This window comes from Pseudomonas sp. AC016 (genome assembly GCF_979253365.1).
Genome location: NZ_CEEDCC010000001.1, coordinates 1,280,548 through 1,297,629 on the forward strand (window position 1 = coordinate 1,280,548; position 17,082 = coordinate 1,297,629).

21 protein-coding genes are annotated in these 17,082 nt (G+C 60.6%); 15 read left to right on the forward strand and 6 right to left on the reverse strand.

Annotated elements, in window-relative coordinates; genetic code table 11:
* The first annotated feature begins 41 nt into the window (after positions 1-41).
* On the forward strand, positions 42-500 hold the full coding sequence (locus tag AC0IXS_RS05510; RefSeq protein ID WP_057410291.1) for a hypothetical protein: 459 nt from the start codon (positions 42-44) through the stop codon (positions 498-500).
* A gap of 1 nt (position 501) precedes the next feature.
* On the opposite strand, the gene AC0IXS_RS05515 is transcribed toward AC0IXS_RS05510, so the two are convergent.
* Complete coding sequence (locus AC0IXS_RS05515; protein WP_122690071.1) at positions 502-1,182, reverse strand: alpha/beta family hydrolase; 681 nt, start codon at positions 1,180-1,182, stop codon at positions 502-504.
* A 276-nt stretch (positions 1,183-1,458) separates the two neighbouring features.
* Between AC0IXS_RS05515 and ccoN the strand changes: the two genes are divergently transcribed.
* From ccoN to hemN, 12 genes are all read left to right on the forward strand, one after another.
* Entirely contained in the window at positions 1,459-2,901 is a 1,443-nt protein-coding gene (ccoN, locus tag AC0IXS_RS05520; protein WP_057410293.1) for a cytochrome-c oxidase, cbb3-type subunit I, read from the forward strand.
* Entirely contained in the window at positions 2,901-3,509 is a 609-nt protein-coding gene (gene ccoO / locus AC0IXS_RS05525) for a cytochrome-c oxidase, cbb3-type subunit II (RefSeq protein ID WP_057410294.1), read from the forward strand. The genes ccoN and ccoO overlap by 1 nt, the downstream gene beginning before the upstream one ends.
* A gap of 5 nt (positions 3,510-3,514) precedes the next feature.
* Positions 3,515-3,706: a cbb3-type cytochrome oxidase subunit 3 gene (locus AC0IXS_RS05530; protein ID WP_122668564.1), complete on the forward strand. Its 192-nt coding sequence runs from the start codon at positions 3,515-3,517 to the stop codon at positions 3,704-3,706.
* Positions 3,703-4,680: a cytochrome-c oxidase, cbb3-type subunit III gene (ccoP, locus tag AC0IXS_RS05535; RefSeq protein WP_025995230.1), complete on the forward strand. Its 978-nt coding sequence runs from the start codon at positions 3,703-3,705 to the stop codon at positions 4,678-4,680. The genes AC0IXS_RS05530 and ccoP overlap by 4 nt, the downstream gene beginning before the upstream one ends.
* 136 nt (positions 4,681-4,816) lie before the next feature.
* A complete protein-coding gene (locus AC0IXS_RS05540) occupies positions 4,817-5,062 on the forward strand; it encodes a type II toxin-antitoxin system Phd/YefM family antitoxin (protein ID WP_057410296.1) in 246 nt (81 codons plus the stop codon).
* Complete coding sequence (locus AC0IXS_RS05545) at positions 5,062-5,514, forward strand: type II toxin-antitoxin system VapC family toxin (protein ID WP_057410297.1); 453 nt, start codon at positions 5,062-5,064, stop codon at positions 5,512-5,514. Before AC0IXS_RS05540 ends, AC0IXS_RS05545 begins: the two co-directional genes overlap by 1 nt.
* 24 nt (positions 5,515-5,538) lie before the next feature.
* A complete protein-coding gene (gene ccoG / locus AC0IXS_RS05550) occupies positions 5,539-6,954 on the forward strand; it encodes a cytochrome c oxidase accessory protein CcoG (RefSeq protein ID WP_122668531.1) in 1,416 nt (471 codons plus the stop codon).
* Between the two features lie 10 nt (positions 6,955-6,964).
* Positions 6,965-7,504, forward strand: coding sequence for a FixH family protein (locus AC0IXS_RS05555; protein ID WP_057410299.1), 540 nt, complete (start codon positions 6,965-6,967; stop codon positions 7,502-7,504).
* A 1-nt stretch (position 7,505) separates the two neighbouring features.
* Positions 7,506-9,959, forward strand: a complete 2,454-nt coding sequence (locus AC0IXS_RS05560; RefSeq protein ID WP_057410300.1) for a heavy metal translocating P-type ATPase — start codon at positions 7,506-7,508, stop codon at positions 9,957-9,959.
* Positions 9,938-10,156 (forward strand): cbb3-type cytochrome oxidase assembly protein CcoS, encoded by a 219-nt coding sequence (gene ccoS, locus AC0IXS_RS05565; protein ID WP_057410301.1) that lies wholly within the window; start codon positions 9,938-9,940, stop codon positions 10,154-10,156. The genes AC0IXS_RS05560 and ccoS overlap by 22 nt, the downstream gene beginning before the upstream one ends.
* Positions 10,157-10,164: 8 nt before the next feature.
* Positions 10,165-10,848 (forward strand): sulfite exporter TauE/SafE family protein, encoded by a 684-nt coding sequence (locus AC0IXS_RS05570; RefSeq protein WP_191954325.1) that lies wholly within the window; start codon positions 10,165-10,167, stop codon positions 10,846-10,848.
* 105 nt (positions 10,849-10,953) lie between these two features.
* Positions 10,954-12,336, forward strand: coding sequence for an oxygen-independent coproporphyrinogen III oxidase (gene hemN / locus AC0IXS_RS05575; RefSeq protein ID WP_471824081.1), 1,383 nt, complete (start codon positions 10,954-10,956; stop codon positions 12,334-12,336).
* Positions 12,337-12,350: 14 nt separating this feature from the next.
* Here hemN and AC0IXS_RS05580 read toward each other — a convergent pair whose 3' ends face one another.
* The gene (locus AC0IXS_RS05580) at positions 12,351-12,818 is read right to left on the reverse strand and encodes a FlxA-like family protein (RefSeq protein WP_025995221.1); all 468 of its coding nucleotides are present in this window, start codon (positions 12,816-12,818) and stop codon (positions 12,351-12,353) included.
* 151 nt (positions 12,819-12,969) lie between these two features.
* Here AC0IXS_RS05580 and fnr point away from each other — a divergent pair, with 151 nt between their 5' ends.
* Together fnr and AC0IXS_RS05590 are read left to right on the forward strand one after the other, a co-directional pair.
* Positions 12,970-13,704, forward strand: a complete 735-nt coding sequence (fnr, locus tag AC0IXS_RS05585; protein ID WP_025995220.1) for a fumarate/nitrate reduction transcriptional regulator Fnr — start codon at positions 12,970-12,972, stop codon at positions 13,702-13,704.
* 63 nt (positions 13,705-13,767) lie between these two features.
* On the forward strand, positions 13,768-14,316 hold the full coding sequence (locus AC0IXS_RS05590) for an adenine phosphoribosyltransferase (protein WP_057410305.1): 549 nt from the start codon (positions 13,768-13,770) through the stop codon (positions 14,314-14,316).
* 82 nt (positions 14,317-14,398) lie between these two features.
* Here AC0IXS_RS05590 and AC0IXS_RS05595 read toward each other — a convergent pair whose 3' ends face one another.
* From AC0IXS_RS05595 to AC0IXS_RS05610, 4 genes are all read right to left on the reverse strand, one after another.
* The gene (locus tag AC0IXS_RS05595; protein WP_004880805.1) at positions 14,399-14,800 is read right to left on the reverse strand and encodes a DUF2802 domain-containing protein; all 402 of its coding nucleotides are present in this window, start codon (positions 14,798-14,800) and stop codon (positions 14,399-14,401) included.
* The gene (locus AC0IXS_RS05600; protein ID WP_002554262.1) at positions 14,801-15,280 is read right to left on the reverse strand and encodes a chemotaxis protein CheW; all 480 of its coding nucleotides are present in this window, start codon (positions 15,278-15,280) and stop codon (positions 14,801-14,803) included. It lies immediately after the preceding gene.
* A 56-nt stretch (positions 15,281-15,336) separates the two neighbouring features.
* Positions 15,337-16,191, reverse strand: a complete 855-nt coding sequence (locus AC0IXS_RS05605; protein ID WP_057410306.1) for a CheW domain-containing protein — start codon at positions 16,189-16,191, stop codon at positions 15,337-15,339.
* 102 nt (positions 16,192-16,293) lie between these two features.
* Positions 16,294-17,082 carry a ParA family protein gene (locus AC0IXS_RS05610; RefSeq protein WP_004880799.1) on the reverse strand — a complete coding sequence of 263 codons (789 nt, stop codon included), beginning with the start codon at positions 17,080-17,082 and terminating at the stop codon, positions 16,294-16,296.

Sequence of the window (17,082 nt, forward strand, 5' to 3'; positions counted from 1 at the left end):
GCACATCAGGCGTACAGCCCTCCCGCTTCAAGAGCCCGACCATGCGCCACATTGTCACGCCCACTCGCCGCTTTGTCCGCCCACCCTCCAGCGAAGGCACCTTCGACGCCCGCGTCAACCAGAAGCCTTTCGTCCTGACCTCGCTGCTGGGGCGACTGACGCAGCGCCCGGAACTGTCCCACGCGCCTGATCACTGGATCTGGAAAGTGATTGCCGACGGCAAGGTCGGCAACAAGCGCACCAGCATCGGACTGTTCTTCGATCATGACCTGCGGCCCGGAACGCACAACCTGATCGGCCACGACCGAATCAGGGTCATCTATAACGAAACGCCCCATTGGCAGAGCGTGATCTACCACTCAGGGCATTTTCAGGCAGGTGTACTGAAACTGATCGAAGCCAATCCGCGCACGATGCGTTTGAGAGGCGAATTCAGTTTCAGCATGTCGGCCGTGGCATTCGAGGTCACCGAAGGTGCCTTCGAGGTGCTGTGCAAATGACTCATTCGCGAAGAAATACGGCAATGTTCTCTGCCGAATCCATCAGGCATTGATCATGAGTAACGCCAGCAGCTTTCAACGGCTTGAGGTCATGATTGGCCGTCGGCACCCAGTGCAGGCGTATCGTGCTTGACAGCGTGTAGTGTTCGACCGCCTCACGATTCCCCAGCGCATCGCGCTCGCCCTGCACGATCAGCGTCCGCGTACGCAGATCAGCCAAGTGTGCAGTCCGCGGTTTTTCCGGCTTGCCCACCGCATAGAAGGGATAGCCCAGACACACCAGCGCATCGACGCTCAATTCGTCGGCAATCAGGCTAGCCATCCTGCCCCCCATGGATTTGCCCCCAATCGCCAGCCGTCCCGTGACACAGGGTCGCAGCTGTGCATAAACCTCACGCCAACAGTCGAGCAGTTGGCCTTGCTGATTGGGCGGACGCTTGCTCCCGCCTTGGCGTCGCTGGGCCATATACGGGAACTCGAAGCGCATGACACCCACACCTTGCCTGCCAAGATATACCGCGATGCTGTTCATGAAATCGCTGTCCATTGGCGCACCGGCACCATGCGCCAGCAACAGCGTGACAGGGTCCTGCCCGGCATCGCGCTGACCTGCCGTCCATAGCCAGCCGTTATCCTGCGCAAGACGCGTGCACTGATGTTCGACCTGTGTACCGGTACTCATGGATGCTTCTCTTCTATAGGGATAGCGGTAAAAAAACGGACTATACCCGTGACCGATCGGCAACCGCACCTCGATGCCACGCCAGATGAGTGCGTTGGCTTCCCACGTGTGCCTTTCAAAGTTAAGCTTGCCGACCAGAGACCTGTGGCAGACACCTTGTGCCAGAGCGCTTTGCCGGTCTCCACTTGCCCCGCCTTTTCGGTCTGTTCCGGCGATGTCGCGCCTCGCCAGAGCCCGCTTATGCCTCGCAAAAATCTGAATTCTGGAAGTCTGTAAATGAGCGCAGCAATCAGCCCGACGGCTTACAACTACACCGTGGTTCGCCAGTTCGCCATCATGACCGTGGTCTGGGGCATTGTCGGCATGGCACTGGGTGTGTTCATTGCCTCGCAACTCGTCTGGCCCGAGCTGAACTTCGGTCTGGAGTGGACAACGTTCGGTCGCCTGCGTCCGCTGCACACCAACCTGGTGATCTTTGCCTTCGGCGGCTGTGCGCTGTTCGGCACGTCCTATTACGTGGTCCAGCGCACCTGCCAGACCCGGCTGATCTCCGACCGGCTTGCGGCCTTTACCTTCTGGGGCTGGCAGGCCGTTATCGTCAGCGCCATCGTCTCCCTGCCGATGGGCTACACCACCACCAAGGAATACGCAGAACTGGAATGGCCCATCGCAATCCTGCTGGCCATCGTGTGGATCGCCTATGGCGCGGTGTTCTTCGGCACTATCGTGCAGCGCAAGACCCGGCATATCTACGTCGCCAACTGGTTCTACGGCGCATTCATCGTGGTGACCGGCATGCTGCACGTGGTCAATCACATCGCCCTGCCGGTCAGCCTGTTCAAATCCTACTCGGCGTACGCGGGCGCTACCGATGCGATGATCCAATGGTGGTACGGGCACAACGCTGTGGGCTTTTTCCTGACCACAGGCTTTCTCGGGATGATGTACTACTTCGTGCCCAAACAGGCCGAACGCCCGATCTACTCGTATCGCCTGTCCATCGTGCATTTCTGGGCATTGATCACGCTGTACATCTGGGCCGGCCCGCACCACCTGCATTACACCGCCCTGCCCGACTGGGCACAGTCGCTGGGCATGGTCATGTCGATCATCCTGCTGGCGCCGAGCTGGGGCGGCATGATCAACGGCATGATGACCCTGTCCGGCGCGTGGCATAAATTGCGCACCGATCCGATCCTGCGCTTTCTGGTGGTGTCGCTGGCGTTCTACGGCATGTCGACGTTCGAAGGGCCGATGATGGCGATCAAGACGGTCAACTCGCTTTCGCACTACACCGACTGGACCATTGGCCACGTGCACTCCGGCGCGCTGGGCTGGGTGGCGATGATCACCATTGGCGCAACCTACCACCTGATCCCCAGAGTGTTCGGCAGACCGCAGATGCACAGCGTTGGCCTGATCAACGCACATTTCTGGCTGGCAACCATCGGCACCGTGTTGTACATCACCTCGATGTGGGTCAACGGCATCACGCAAGGCCTGATGTGGCGCGCAATCAACACCGACGGCACGCTCACCTACTCCTTTGTCGAAGCCATGCAGGCCAGCCATCCCGGCTACGTGGTGCGGTTTATCGGCGGTGCGATTTTCACCAGTGGCATGTTCCTGATGGCGTGGAACGTATGGCGCACGGTACGCGCTTCCAGCCCTGCAGAAGCAGAGGCAGCGGCCCGTATCACCGTCGTGGGGGCGCACTGATGAAGCATGAAGTGCTGGAAAAGAACATCGGCCTGCTCGCCCTGTTCATGGTCATTGCAGTGAGCATCGGTGGCCTGACGCAGATCGTGCCGCTGTTCTTTCAGGACGTGACCAATCAACCCATCGAGGGCATGAAGCCGCGCACGGCGCTGGAGGTGGAAGGCCGCGACGTCTATATCGCCAACGGCTGTGTGGGTTGCCATTCGCAGATGATCCGTCCGTTCCGGGCTGAAACCGAGCGTTACGGTCATTATTCGGTCGCAGGCGAAAGCGTCTGGGATCACCCGTTCCTGTGGGGCTCGAAACGCACCGGGCCGGATCTGGCAAGAGTTGGCGGTCGCTACTCGGACGACTGGCATCGCGCGCACCTGTACGACCCGCGCGACGTGGTACCTGAATCGAAAATGCCTGCCTACCCGTTTCTGGTCGAAAAGGTACTCGACGGCAAGGACACCGCGAAAAAACTCGAAGTGCTGCGCACGCTGGGCACGCCTTACACCGATGCCGATATCGCCGGTGCTGCGGCGGCCGTGCAAGGCAAGACCGAGATGGACGCGCTGGTCGCGTACCTGCAAGGCCTCGGCACCCTCATCAAGAGCAAACGGTGAACATGATGGACATCGGAATGATTCGAGGCCTTGGCACGCTGGTGGTGATGGCGGCGTTCATCGGCCTGACGCTGTGGGTGTTCAGCCCGAAGCGCAAGGCCGAGTTCGATGACGCAACGCTGCTGCCGTTCGCCGATGATCCTGAAGCCATCAGCAAGGTCACGCGGTCCGCAACATCCCGGAGCGATGCGCCATGAGTACGTTCTGGAGCCTGTATGTCTCGGTCCTGACGCTGGGCACGCTGGTCGCTCTGGTCTGGCTGTTGATGGCGACCCGCAAGGGCGAGCGCAAGGATCAGACCGACGAAACCATGGGTCACTCCTTTGACGGTATCGAGGAATACGACAACCCTCTGCCCAACTGGTGGTTCAAGCTGTTCATCGGCACCATCGTGTTTGCCGTGGGCTATCTGGTGCTGTATCCGGGCCTGGGCAACTGGCAAGGCCTGCTGCCTGGCTACACCTATCTGGACAAGGACAAACAGCTGCAATTTGCTGACGGCAAGCAAGGCTGGACCGGCGTTCACGAGTGGGAAAAGGAAGTGGCGAGCGCTGAAGCCCAGTACGGCCCGCTGTTTGCAAAATATGCCGCCATGCCCATCGAGGAAGTCTCCAAGGATCAGAAAGCACTGGGCATGGGCGCGCGGCTGTTTGCGTCCAATTGCTCGGTCTGCCACGGTTCGGACGCCAAGGGGGCCTATGGTTTTCCGAACCTGACGGACGACAACTGGCGTTGGGGCGGCGACCCGCAATCGATCAAAACCTCGATCCTGAACGGCCGTCGTGCGGTCATGCCCGCTTGGGGCGAAGTACTGGGTGAGCAAGGCGTACGTGACGTTTCGGCGTACGTCATCACGCTCATGGACGGTCGAAACCTGCCCGAAGGCGCGAAGGCCGACCCGGTTGCCGGGCAGAAGATCTACGCAACCAGTTGCATCGCCTGCCACGGTGCCGAAGGCAAAGGGCTGGCTATTCTCGGTGCGCCGGACCTGACTCATCCAGCGGGACTCATCTACGGATCGGGCTTTGCCCAGCTGCAACAGACGATCCGTTATGGTCGTCAGGGGCAGATGCCTGCGCAACAGGCAACTCAGGGTGATGACCGGGTGCATATATTGGCAGCGTACGTGTACAGCCTGTCGCGTCAGGAAAAGCCGGCTCAAGCAGAATGATCCAGCAGCATGGCCACGCAGCGGCCCGTCTATAGACAGTATCGCGGCTCATTCTGAAGAGATTCCAGGCTTGTAGTTACATTTCTACATGGCTAGACTTCGTTTCTTTGCACTGTCTGTTCCAAGGAGGTCGCCCATGACAACTACCCTCTCGAGCCGGGAATTCAATCAGGACACCAGTGGCGCCAAAAAGGCTGCCAAAGAAGGTCCGGTCATCATCACCGACCGGGGCCGCCCAGCCCATGTTCTGCTTTCAATCGAAGATTATCTGAAGCTGACAGGCAGCGCGGCCAGCATTGCCGACCTGCTCGCGATGCCTGAAGACATTGAATTCGAACCACAACGGGCTGCTATCGCACCCCGTCCAGTGGACCTCTCCTGATGTTTCTGCTCGACACCAACGTCGTCTCCGAACTCAGAAAACGCAGCCCGGACGCCAACGTGCTCAGATGGTCCCGGTCACACATGGCGTCCAGCCTGTTCATTTCATCCATCACCCTTCTTGAACTGGAAACAGGCGTCCTGCGTGTCGAACGACGTGATCCGATTCAGGGCGCAGCGCTCAGAACCTGGCTGGAACATCACGTTCTGAAAGCTTTCGCCGGGCGCATTCTGGCGGTCGACACTGCCGTTGCCAAACGGTGCTCACAACTTCATATTCCCGACCCACGTAGCGAATGCGATGCCTTGATTGCAGCCACCGCACTGGTTCACGGCATGACCGTGGTCACGCGTAACACGGCGGATTTCCAACCCTGCAATGTCGCACTGCTGAATCCGTGGATCAGCCAGTTGAACGAGGAGCCTGCAAGCTACTCGACGGCGGCCCGGTGAATACCCTCGCCGCAGGACCGCGCCATGAGTGAGCGGATCCCGCTACATAACATCACACCGCCGACCGGGAGCGAAGACGCGTTCGTCGACCTGTATGCCTCGCGGAAAAACATCTACACCCGTGCGTTCGAGGGTGTCTATCGCAACCTGCGCATGGCCACCGGCGTGGTGTTGCTGCTGATCTACTTCGGCGCGGTCTGGCTCAATCGCGACGGTCATCAGGCCATCTGGTGGGACCTGCCTGAGCGCCGGTTCTACATTTTCGGCGCAACCTTCTGGCCACAGGATTTCATCCTGCTTTCAGGTCTATTGATCGTTGCGGCGTTCGGCCTGTTCTTCGTGACGGTTTACGCAGGACGCGTGTGGTGCGGTTATACCTGCCCGCAAAGCGTATGGACCTGGATATTCATGTGGTGCGAAAAGCTCACCGAAGGCGACCGCAACCAGCGCATCAGACTCGACAGCTCACCGATGTCCATCGGAAAACTGGCGCGCAAGCTGGCCAAACACAGTCTTTGGTTGTTGATCGGCGTCGCCACTGGCTTGACCTTCGTCGGCTATTTTTCACCGATCCGCCAACTGATCACGGACCTGTTCACCGGGCAGGCCGATGGCTGGGCGTATTTCTGGGTCGGGTTCTTCACCCTTGCGACCTACGCCAACGCGGGCTGGCTGCGCGAACAGGTGTGCATTTACATGTGCCCCTACGCGCGATTCCAGAGCGTGATGTTCGACAGGGATACCCTGATCGTCTCCTACGACCCGCAACGCGGTGAACCACGCGGGGCAAGGAAAAGAGAGGCTGATCATCAGGCGCAAGGTCTGGGTGATTGCATCGACTGCACGATGTGCGTGCAGGTCTGCCCGACCGGCATCGACATTCGCGACGGCTTGCAGGTCGAGTGTATCGGCTGCGCAGCCTGTATCGATGCCTGCGACACGGTCATGGACAGAATGGCCTACCCGCGCGGGCTGATCAGCTACACCACCGAGAACAGATTGTCAGGACACACAACGCGTACACTGCGCCCGCGTCTGATCGGCTATGCGCTGGTGTTGCTGCTGATGATCGGCTTGCTGATCAGCGCCTTCCTGACCCGCTCTCTGGTAGGGCTGGATGTCAGCAAGGACCGCATGCTGTACCGGGAAAACGCTGAAGGGCGGATCGAAAACGTCTACAGCCTCAAGGTCATGAACAAGGATCAGGTCGCCCATACCTATGCACTGGAAGCACATGGGCTGCCTGATCTGAAATGGCAGGGACGTCGTGAAATAACGGTCGGCGCAGGCGAGATTCTCAGCACGCCTGTGCAACTGTCCAGCGCTGCCGAAGCCCTGACGTCGAGCACGCAGGACATCACGTTCATCCTCAGGGATGTGCATGACGACGAGATTCGCCTCGAAACCAGAAGCCGGTTCATCGGCCCGTCCACCCGCTAAGAGCATCGCCATGCCCGCCGCAACCGCTGCAAGCCCCTGGTACAGGCACCTCTGGCCATGGATCATCATCGCCATGCTGGGTGGCTCGGTCGTGCTCAGCCTGACCATGGCGGGCATCGCCATCAATCACCCGGACAATCTGGTCACCGACAACTATTACGAAGCGGGTAAAGGCATCAATCGCTCGATCAATCGCGAGATACTCGCCCAGACCCTCAAACTGCGCGCCAGCCTTCATCTGGACGACGTGACGGGCGAAGCCGAACTGCACCTGAGTGGCAACAGCAATCCCGATCGGCTGGAATTGAACCTGATCTCACCCACTCAGCCGGACAGGGATCGCCGTGTATTTCTGACCCGCAGCCCTTCGCAGACCGGTCGCTATGTCGGGCAACTTCAGGACCGGGTCGAAGGCCGTCGCTTCGTCGAACTGCTGGGCAGCGAAGGCGGTCAGACCTGGCGTCTGTTCGAGGAGGAATGGCTGGGCCATGACCGCACCCTGACGCTGGGCGACGAGCCGCTGCAGGCGGCTCAAGGCCGCAAGGACTGACGTGAACGCGCCCCTGCTCTGCTATCACTGCGCCCTGCCCGTCCCGGCAGGCAGCCGCTTCACCGCCGTCGTGCTCGGTGAAACCCGTGAGCTGTGCTGCCCTGGATGTCAGGCAGTGGTCGAGGCCATCGTCGCGGGCGGTCTGGAACACTATTACGCCCATCGCAGCGAAACCTCCGCCAACCCGGAGAGCCTGCCCACACGTGCGCTTGACGAGTTTGCGCTGTACGACCGCCCGGATGTGCAGGCGCCTTTCGTACGTCATGACGCCGACGTCTCGGAAACGACCTTGCTCATCGAAGGTATCAGTTGCGCGGCCTGTGGCTGGCTGATCGAGCAACGGCTCGGCAAGCTGCCGGGTGTGGTCGAGGCGCGACTGAACCTGTCGAACCATCGACTGCTGGTGCGCTGGGTCAGCGATCAGGTTGCGTTCAGCCAGCTGTTGAACACGCTGCGCAACATCGGCTACGTCGCCCATCCCTGGCAGGCCGATCACGCTGCCGAACGGCTGGCAAGCGAGAACCGGCTTGCACTGCGGCAGCTGGGCGTTGCCGGTCTGCTGTGGTTTCAGGCAATGATGGCAACCATGGCAACCTGGCCGGAATTCAATCTGGACCTCAGCCCGTCAATGCATACCATCCTGCGCTGGGTCGCGCTGTTTCTGACCACGCCCATCGTGTTCTACAGCTGCGCACCGTTCTTTCGCGGCGCGCTACGCGATTTGCGCAGCCGCCATCTGACCATGGATGTGTCGGTGTCGCTGGCCATTGGCACGGCCTACGTCGCAGGGTTCTGGACCGCCATCAGCGGAACAGGAGAGCTGTACGTCGATGCCGTCGGCATGTTCGCGCTGTTTCTGCTGGCTGGACGCTATCTGGAACGCCGGGCGAGGGAACGCACGGCAGTGGCGACGTCACAGTTGGTCAACGTTTTGCCTGCGTCGTGCCTGCGCATGAACCCCAGCGGCCAGACCGAGCGCATCCTGCTCAGCGAACTGCGCATCGACGATCAGGTGCTGGTGCAGCCCGGCGCAGTGATTCCGGTGGACGGCAGGATTCTCGAAGGCCAGTCCAGTGTCGATGAGTCATTACTGACCGGCGAGTACGTGCCCCGGACGAGAACTGCCGGTGACGGCGTCACGGCGGGCACGCTCAATGTCGAGAACGCCCTGAAGATACAGGTGCTGGCGCTGGGTCATGACACGCAACTGTCCGCCATTGTTCGTCTGCTGGAGCGCGCCCAGGCGAACAAGCCTCGGCTGGCGGGAATGGCGGATCGTGCCGCACAGACATTTCTGCTGATTTCACTGATTGCCGCTGCAGTGATCGGCATCGTCTGGTGGCAACTCGATTCATCCCGCGCCCTGTGGATCGTTCTGGCGATGCTGGTCGCCACCTGCCCCTGCGCCCTGTCGCTGGCAACGCCCACCGCACTGACCGCTGCGACCGGCACGCTGCACACACTCGGGCTGTTGGTGACGCGCGGCCACGTGTTGGAAGGCCTGAACACAATCGACACCGTCATCTTCGACAAGACCGGAACCCTCACCGAGGGTCGCCTGACAGTGCGGGCTGTCCGTCCATTGGCAACGCCGGATGCAGACACGTGCCTGGGGCTGGCTGCCGTGCTGGAGAGCCGTTCCGAACACCCCATCGCCCGCGCATTTGGCCGCGCACCGAAGGAAGCCGAGCAGGTCATGAACACGCCTGGACTCGGCCTGGAAGGCAGTGTGGATAATCGTCGCCTGCGCATCGGTCAGCCTGAATTCGTCTGCGCGTTAAGCGATACCCGCGCCCTGCAGATGCCTGACGAAACAGGCCAATGGCTGCTGCTCGGCGACACCGACGGCCCGCTGGCGTGGTTCGGCCTTGATGACCGGCTGCGCGACGATGCCGTTGAACTGCTCCAGGCCTGCCAGGCTCGCGGCTGGAAAACCCTGCTGTTGTCGGGGGACAGTTCGCCGATGGTGCAAACAGTGGCAGCCACGCTGGGCATCGATGATGCGCGCGGCGGTCTGCGACCTGACGACAAGCTGGCCGTGCTGCAGCAGTTGCAGGCGCAAGGACACACGGTGCTGATGATCGGCGACGGCGTGAATGATGTACCGGCCATGGCCGCAGCCACCATCAGCGTGGCGATGGGCTCCGCCACCGACCTGACCAGGACCGGGGCAGATGCGGTGCTGCTGTCCAACCGCCTGCACGGCCTGATCGACGCCTTTGATCTGGCGCGACGTACTCGCCGGGTGATTGTCGAAAACCTGCTGTGGGCAGGCTTGTACAATGGCCTGATGCTGCCGTTCGCGGCGCTGGGCTGGATCACACCGGTCTGGGCTGCCATCGGTATGTCTGCAAGTTCATTGATCGTGGTGCTCAACGCGCTGCGCCTGACACGCATGCCGCCGTCTGCACCGCCATTCGTCCCGGAGGTTTCATGCCCGCGCTCTACATCATGATTCCCGCCGCGCTGGTGCTGGTGGCGGTCGCGATCTACATCTTTTTCTGGGCGGTGGACAGTGGTCAGTACGACGACATGGACGGTCCGGCCCACAGCATCCTGTTCGACGATCAGGACCCCGATCATCAGGCTGCGGCGCAACGCAGCATGTCCGATCCCGAAGCGCCAAACCGTGCAGGAAAACCTGATGCCTGACGCGCCTCATGCTTGACCTCATTCCGCTGCTGTTTTCCGCGCTCGTGCTCGGGCTGCTGGGCGGCGGCCATTGTCTGGGCATGTGTGGCGGATTGATGGGCGCACTGACCCTGGCCATTCCCCGAGAACAACGCGCACGCCGCATGCAGCTATTGATGGCCTATAACCTGGGCCGCATCGTCAGCTATTCGATTGCCGGCTTCTTCAGCGGACTGGTCGGCTGGGCCGTGGCGAACAGCCCGGGCGCGACGACACTGCGTGTCGTGGCAGCGCTTCTGCTGATCGCCATGGGTCTGTACCTCGCCGGGTGGTGGAGCGGCCTGACCCGCATCGAGCGCCTGGGCCGAGGCCTCTGGCGCTACCTGCAACCCATCGCTACGCGCCTGCTGCCGATCTCGAGCATCCCCCGCGCCCTGTTGCTCGGCGCACTGTGGGGTTGGCTGCCCTGCGGACTGGTCTACAGCACCCTGCTGTGGGCTGCCAGTCAGGGTAATGCCATCGACAGCGCCTTGCTGATGCTGGCGTTCGGTCTGGGTACCTGGCCCGTGCTGCTTGCCACCGGCGTGGCCGCCGAACGCACCACCGCACTGCTGCGCAGACGCAGCGTCCGCACCACAGGTGGCGTGCTGGTGATGCTATTCGGACTCTGGACATTGCCGGGGCCTCATCAGCACTGGTTGATGGGGCATTGAGTGATCGAGCCTGCTCGCTGTCAGCCCGGTTGACCCACATCAACACCCGATAAACACGCCCCTCGTATGCTCCGGCGCTCATCACCCCATCCGGGAAACATGCGCATGCTGGACGTCATTCGTTGGGATTCAGACCTGATCCGTCGCTACGACCTCACAGGCCCGCGTTACACCTCGTATCCAACGGCCGTGCAATTCAGAACCGATGTCGGCGCTTTCGACCTGTTGCACGCGCTGCGTGACAGTCGCAAGGCGTTAAGGCCTTTGTCGCTGTATGTGCACATCCCGTTCTGCGCCAACGTTTGTTACTACTGCGCCTGCAACAAGGTCATCACCAAGGATCGCGGGCGGTCACAGGCTTATCTGCAACGCCTGATGCATGAAATCGAGATGCTCGCCTGCCATCTCGACCCCGGTCAGATCGTCGAGCAGTTGCATCTGGGCGGTGGGACGCCGACGTTTCTCAGCCATGATCAGCTGCGGCAACTCATGGCGCACCTGCGTGCGCACTTCAATCTGCTGCAAGACGACTCGGGAGACTACGGCATCGAGATCGATCCGCGCGAAGCCGACTGGGCGACGATGGGCTTGCTGCGTGAACTGGGCTTCAACCGCATCAGCCTGGGCGTGCAGGACCTGGAACCTGCGGTACAGCGTGCAATCAATCGCCTGCAAAGCCTGGAGGAAACCCGGACACTGGTCGAGGCCGCACGAACGCTGCAGTTTCGCTCGGTCAATATCGACCTGATCTACGGCCTGCCCAAACAGACCCTCGACAGCTTTGCCTGCACAGTAGACGAGGTCATCAGGTTGCAGCCGGATCGCCTGTCAGTGTTCAACTACGCCCATCTGCCCGAGCGCTTCATGCCTCAGCGGCGTATCGAAAGCGCCGATCTGCCCTGCCCTGAAACCAGGTTGTCGATGCTGGAGCGTACGGTTTCGCAACTGACTCATGCGGGTTATCGCTACATCGGCATGGATCACTTCGCCCTGCCTGACGATGACCTGGCTATCGCGCAGGAAGATCGGACGCTGCATCGCAACTTTCAGGGTTACACCACCCACGGACACTGCGATCTGCTCGGGCTGGGGGTTTCGGCAATCAGCCAGGTGGGGAATCTTTACAGCCAGAACAGCAGCGATCTGAACGACTACCAGACCCTGCTGGCCAGCGATCAACTGGCGACCAGACGAGGGCTTTTCTGCAACGACGATGACCGGATCAGACGCGCAGTGATTCAGCAACTGATCTGCCATTTCCACTTGGATTTCGTAAAAACCGGGCAGGCTTTGGCATTCGATTTCAAATCCTACTTCAGTGATATCTGGCCGCAACTCGACGTCATGGCCGAAGACGGATTGATCGCTCTGGGACGCGACACACTCGACGTGCTGCCTGCGGGACGGCTGCTGGTGCGCGCGGTGTGCAAGGTGTTTGATACCTACCAGCCCCGGCAGCACCCGCAACAATTTTCAAAGGTAATCTAGACCAGCCCGACCTCTTACATTTTGGCCATGATCAGCATACCGGCCTTGACCTTGTCGTCATTGCTGGATTTGAGCTTGTTCATCAGCGTGGAAAGGTCATCGCTGGACGTACTGATCTGCGCCTGTAGCATGCTCATCACTGCCTGCAGACCCGCCGCCTTGGTCTTGCGCTCCTCGTCAGTGAGGCTCGGATCCTTGAGCGCCTGCTGGATCTGCAAGGTCAGCTCGGCGATCTGTCGTTGCAGTTCGCGAATGGCCTTCAGCAGCTTCTGAACCGACGCCGGCAAACCACTTTGCTCGATGTCCGCATCCCTGGAAGACGACGAGGCTGCTGCCTTTCCTGCAGCCGACAGGTCGACTTTCACCCCCTCTGACGCAGCAGGCGCGGCGTCGACCTTGACCTCCTGAGGCGAACGGGAAGTCACCGCTGGCGTGGCAACGGCCAGTGTAATGGCGCCTATGGGCGAAGTAGTCAGGGTCATGGTGGCACATCCCGCTGTCATTGAATGAGTACACCGCTATCGGCCGACCGGGACGAACCTTGATACCTGGGAGCACTCGCAGACTGGCCCTACCTGCCTTGGGTGAGTTACCCTTACGACTTATGTGTGTTTTCCCACAAGGAATTAAGTGATGTCCGAGCCCGCCAAGTCACGTGCTTCAACCCAGGCTCATTGCAAGGATTGCAGTCTCGCCCCGCTCTGCCTGCCCCTCTCGCTGAACCTCGAAGACATGGAGTCGCTTGACCAGATCGTCAAGCGCGGCCGCCCGTTGAAAAAAGGCGAATTTCTGTTTCGTCAGGGCGATACCTTCGAGTCGGTCTACGCCGTGCGATCCGGTGCATTGAAAACCTTCAGCATCAGTGACGCCGGTGAAGAGCAGCTCACGGGCTTTCACCTGCCCAGCGAACTGGTCGGCATGTCCGGAATGGATGCCCAGGCGTATCCGGTTTCCGCGCAGGCGCTGGAAACCACATCAGTGTGCGAAATCCCGTTTGATCGCCTGGATGAGCTTTCGGTGCAACTACCGCAACTGCGTCGGCAGTTGATGCGCGTCATGAGCCGCGAGATCCGAGACGATCAGCAAATGATGTTGCTGCTCTCAAAAAAGACCGCCGACGAGCGCATCGCGACCTTTCTGGTCAATCTGTCGGCGCGCTTCCGGGCGCGAGGCTTTTCCGCCAACCAGTTTCGCCTGAGCATGTCGCGCAATGAAATCGGCAATTACCTGGGGCTTGCGGTCGAAACTGTTTCCCGGGTGTTCACCCGTTTTCAGCAAAACGAGCTGATCACCGCAGAAGGCAAAGAGGTGCATATCCTCGACCCGATCCAGCTCTGCGCACTGGCTGGCGGCGCCTTCCAAAGCTGATGCGTGCGATCCGGGGCCGGTCGGCTTAAACTGTCGGCCAATCTTGCCCCGGATCACTTTCTGATGATTTTCGATGAATTGAGCTTCAAATCCCTGATACGCCCGGTCGTGGACTTCCCCAAGCCTGGCGTCGTCTTCCGCGACATCACTCCACTCTTCCAGTCGCCCAAGGCCACTCGCCAAGTGATCGACAGCTTCGTGCAGCGCTACATCGAAGCCGACTTCAGCCACATCGGCGTCATGGACGCACGTGGCTTTCTGATCGGCTCGGTCGTGGCCTACGAGCTGAACAAGCCTCTGGTGCTGTTTCGCAAACAGGGTAAGCTGCCGGCCGACGTGCTGTCCGAGGGTTACCAGACCGAATACGGCGAAGCGTACCTGGAAGTCCATGCGGACAGCCTGTGCGACGGCGACTCGGTCGTGATGTTCGATGACCTGATCGCCACGGGCGGAACGCTGATCGCGGCCGCCAACCTGATCCGCCGCATGGGCGCTCGGATTCACGAAGCCGCCGCAATCATCGATCTGCCGGAACTGGGCGGCTCGAAACGTCTGCAAGCCATGGCCATCCCCACCTTCTGCCTGACTGAATTCTCGCTGGACGAACAGTAAGGCACTCTGGAGCGGGACCGAGCCGGAAGGAAAATCAAGGGAAGGAAAAGCCTGGTCACGAATGGACCAGGCTTATCAGCGGTCAGCCCGCCGGATTGCCGTGAAGCTTGGTCATCAACTGTGCTTCTGCCTGAGTCAGTCCGCAGGACTGGGTCAGCTCGTCAATGCTGGCGCCCATGCCGACCAGACGCGCCGCCTGGGCAAAGGACAGCGTGGAGGGATCGCGCTGTTCCAGTGCCGTGAGCTTGTCGGGCAACGGCGCAACGATGGCGCGCAGTTCGTGCAGAGCCTCACCCATGCGTACCGTGCCGCTCTGGAAGTTGTCCACGCGCCGGGCCAACTCCTTGATACGCTGATCACGCAAGGCAGCCGCCTCGTCACGCTCGGCGTCGAGCTTGCGCTGACGCTTGGTATGGGTCAGGAACATTCCCAGGGTGACTACCCAGAGAATGCCCAGAAAGACGACTGCAACCTCAAGAATCAATCAGATGCTCTCCAGCTCGGACCACTCTTCTTCGGACATCATTTTGTCCAGCTCGACCAGAATCAACAGCTCGCCGTTCTTGTTGCAGACGCCCTGAATGAACTTGGCCGATTCATCGTTACCGACGTTAGGTGCGGTTTCGACTTCGGACTGACGCAAGTAAACCACTTCTGCCACGCTGTCGACCAGAATCCCGACCACTTGCTTGTCGGCTTCGATGATCACGATACGCGTGTTGTCGCTGACTTCAACCGGCGCCAGGCCGAAGCGCTGACGGGTGTCGATCACAGTCACGACGTTACCGCGCAGGTTGATGATGCCCAGCACGTAGCTTGGCGCACCCGGTACCGGAGCGATTTCGGTGTAGCGCAGCACTTCCTGGACCTGCATCACGTTGATGCCATAGGACTCATTGTCCAGGCGGAACGTAACCCATTGCAGGATAGGATCTTCGGAACCCTGTGCAGACGACTTATTCATACCCTAACCCCTCACGTGTGTACTCTGCGGGCGACGCGACTGGCGACGGCCCATGATTATTTCGACTTGTTCAACTGCTTGACCGCGCCACTGGCTATCAACTCGGCCAACTCTGCTACGTCCAGCAACGCACACATGTGTTCGATCACTGTGCCCGCCAGCCATGGCCGCTGACCACGCTGTGTGCGCCACTTGATTTCGTTCGGATCAAGACGCAAAGAGCGACTGACCTGATGCACCGCCAACCCCCACTCGTACCCTTGAACCGAAATCACATACTGCAAGCCCTGGCGAAAATCGTCGCGGTAGCGATCAGGCATGATCCAGCGCGCGGTATCCAGCACTTTGAGGTTCCCCGCCTGAGAAGGCAGGATCCCGAGAAACCAGTCCGGCTGACCAAACAGAGGCGTCAGCTCCTGCCCTGCCAAAGGATAAATCGACCCCAGGCACACCAACGGCACCGCCAGTGTCAGCCCCGCCACATCGAACAACAGGCATTCGAAGGGCTCGGCAGCCCAGGCCGGACGACCATCGCTGGTCGGCGGCGGCGTGGGCGTACGCTGCGGCGCCATGGTGCTCAGCTCCGCAACCGGCTCGACCAGCGGAACCTCGACTTCAACCACGGCCTCAGCCACGATCACCGGCGCAATTTCCAGCACCGGCGTCACCACCGGTGCAGCAACGACAACAGGCACCGCTACCGCTGCTGGGGCCGCTACAGCCACTGCGACCGGCTTTATCTGCGACTGCCTGCGCGCATCGAACGCCTGCTCTTCGAGCACCGCCGCCTGAAACTCGTCGATGCTGCTGGCCGGAACCTCCGGTTCTTCGGTCGCGTCCTGAAGCAACGCATCCAGATAGGACTGCAGGGCCAGCTTGGGTCGTGTTGCAACTTCTACAGGGCGGTTCATACCGGGGCCCAACAAAAAATGGAGCGAGTGCAGCCTGATAGAGTTATCGGCCGCATTGAGGCATCACTTGAGCTGACAGCAGAGAAAGAATGTGCGCGCATGTCAGGCCACCTGAGCATTGAGTTGCTCGGCGAGCATATGCTTGAGCAATGCCCGGTACGCAATCACGCCACGGCTCTTGCTGTCGTTCTGCGACGGCGTCAGACCCGCGCGACTGGCATCGCGCAAACGCGTGTCAACCGGCACATAGGCCTGCCAGACATGCTCGGGAAAGCTGTCGCGCAAGAGTTTCAGGGTGCCCATGGAGGCTTGGGTGCGGCGGTCGAACAGCGTCGGCACGATGGTGTAAGGCAACGGCACCTTTCGCGAACGGTTGATCATCGTAAGGGTGTTGACCATGCGCTCCAGGCCTTTGACGGCAAGAAATTCGGTCTGCACCGGAATCGCCAGCTGCTGACTGGCGGCCAGCGCGTTGACCATCAACACGCCGAGCAACGGCGGGCTGTCGATCAGCGCATAGTCAAAATCCTGCCACAACTGGGCGAGGCTCTTGGCAATCACCAGCCCCAGGCCACTCTGGCCCGGCGACTGTCGTTCCAGCGTCGCCAATGCGGTACTGGACGGAATCAGCGAGATACGCTGGTCGCTGGTCGGCAGCAGCAGTTGCCCCGGAAGTCCGTCAGGAACGACACCCTTGTGCAGAAACAGATCGAAAGCGCTGTGCTCCAGTTCGTCCGGGTTGTGCCCGAAATAACTGGTCATGGAGCCGTGAGGGTCGAGATCGACCACGACGACGCGCTTGCCCGCATCGGCCAGCAGACCGGCCAGGGCAATGGTCGTGGTGGTCTTTCCGACTCCACCTTTCTGGTTGGCTACTGCCCAGACTCTCAT

Coding starts and splice junctions, on each gene's coding strand:
- ccoP (WP_025995230.1), top strand. CDS start 3,703: ATGAGTACGTTCTGGAGCCTGTATGTCTCGGTCCTGACGCTGGGCACG.
- AC0IXS_RS05605 (WP_057410306.1), bottom strand. CDS start 16,191: ATGAACCGCCCTGTAGAAGTTGCAACACGACCCAAGCTGGCCCTGCAG.
- AC0IXS_RS05555 (WP_057410299.1), top strand. CDS start 6,965: ATGCCCGCCGCAACCGCTGCAAGCCCCTGGTACAGGCACCTCTGGCCA.
- AC0IXS_RS05545 (WP_057410297.1), top strand. CDS start 5,062: ATGTTTCTGCTCGACACCAACGTCGTCTCCGAACTCAGAAAACGCAGC.
- ccoN (WP_057410293.1), top strand. CDS start 1,459: ATGAGCGCAGCAATCAGCCCGACGGCTTACAACTACACCGTGGTTCGC.
- AC0IXS_RS05515 (WP_122690071.1), bottom strand. CDS start 1,182: ATGAGTACCGGTACACAGGTCGAACATCAGTGCACGCGTCTTGCGCAG.
- fnr (WP_025995220.1), top strand. CDS start 12,970: ATGTCCGAGCCCGCCAAGTCACGTGCTTCAACCCAGGCTCATTGCAAG.
- AC0IXS_RS05570 (WP_191954325.1), top strand. CDS start 10,165: ATGCTTGACCTCATTCCGCTGCTGTTTTCCGCGCTCGTGCTCGGGCTG.
- AC0IXS_RS05540 (WP_057410296.1), top strand. CDS start 4,817: ATGACAACTACCCTCTCGAGCCGGGAATTCAATCAGGACACCAGTGGC.
- AC0IXS_RS05580 (WP_025995221.1), bottom strand. CDS start 12,818: ATGACCCTGACTACTTCGCCCATAGGCGCCATTACACTGGCCGTTGCC.
- ccoG (WP_122668531.1), top strand. CDS start 5,539: ATGAGTGAGCGGATCCCGCTACATAACATCACACCGCCGACCGGGAGC.
- ccoS (WP_057410301.1), top strand. CDS start 9,938: ATGCCCGCGCTCTACATCATGATTCCCGCCGCGCTGGTGCTGGTGGCG.
- AC0IXS_RS05510 (WP_057410291.1), top strand. CDS start 42: ATGCGCCACATTGTCACGCCCACTCGCCGCTTTGTCCGCCCACCCTCC.
- AC0IXS_RS05610 (WP_004880799.1), bottom strand. CDS start 17,082: ATGAGAGTCTGGGCAGTAGCCAACCAGAAAGGTGGAGTCGGAAAGACC.
- ccoO (WP_057410294.1), top strand. CDS start 2,901: ATGAAGCATGAAGTGCTGGAAAAGAACATCGGCCTGCTCGCCCTGTTC.
- AC0IXS_RS05600 (WP_002554262.1), bottom strand. CDS start 15,280: ATGAATAAGTCGTCTGCACAGGGTTCCGAAGATCCTATCCTGCAATGG.
- AC0IXS_RS05530 (WP_122668564.1), top strand. CDS start 3,515: ATGGACATCGGAATGATTCGAGGCCTTGGCACGCTGGTGGTGATGGCG.
- hemN (WP_471824081.1), top strand. CDS start 10,954: ATGCTGGACGTCATTCGTTGGGATTCAGACCTGATCCGTCGCTACGAC.
- AC0IXS_RS05590 (WP_057410305.1), top strand. CDS start 13,768: ATGATTTTCGATGAATTGAGCTTCAAATCCCTGATACGCCCGGTCGTG.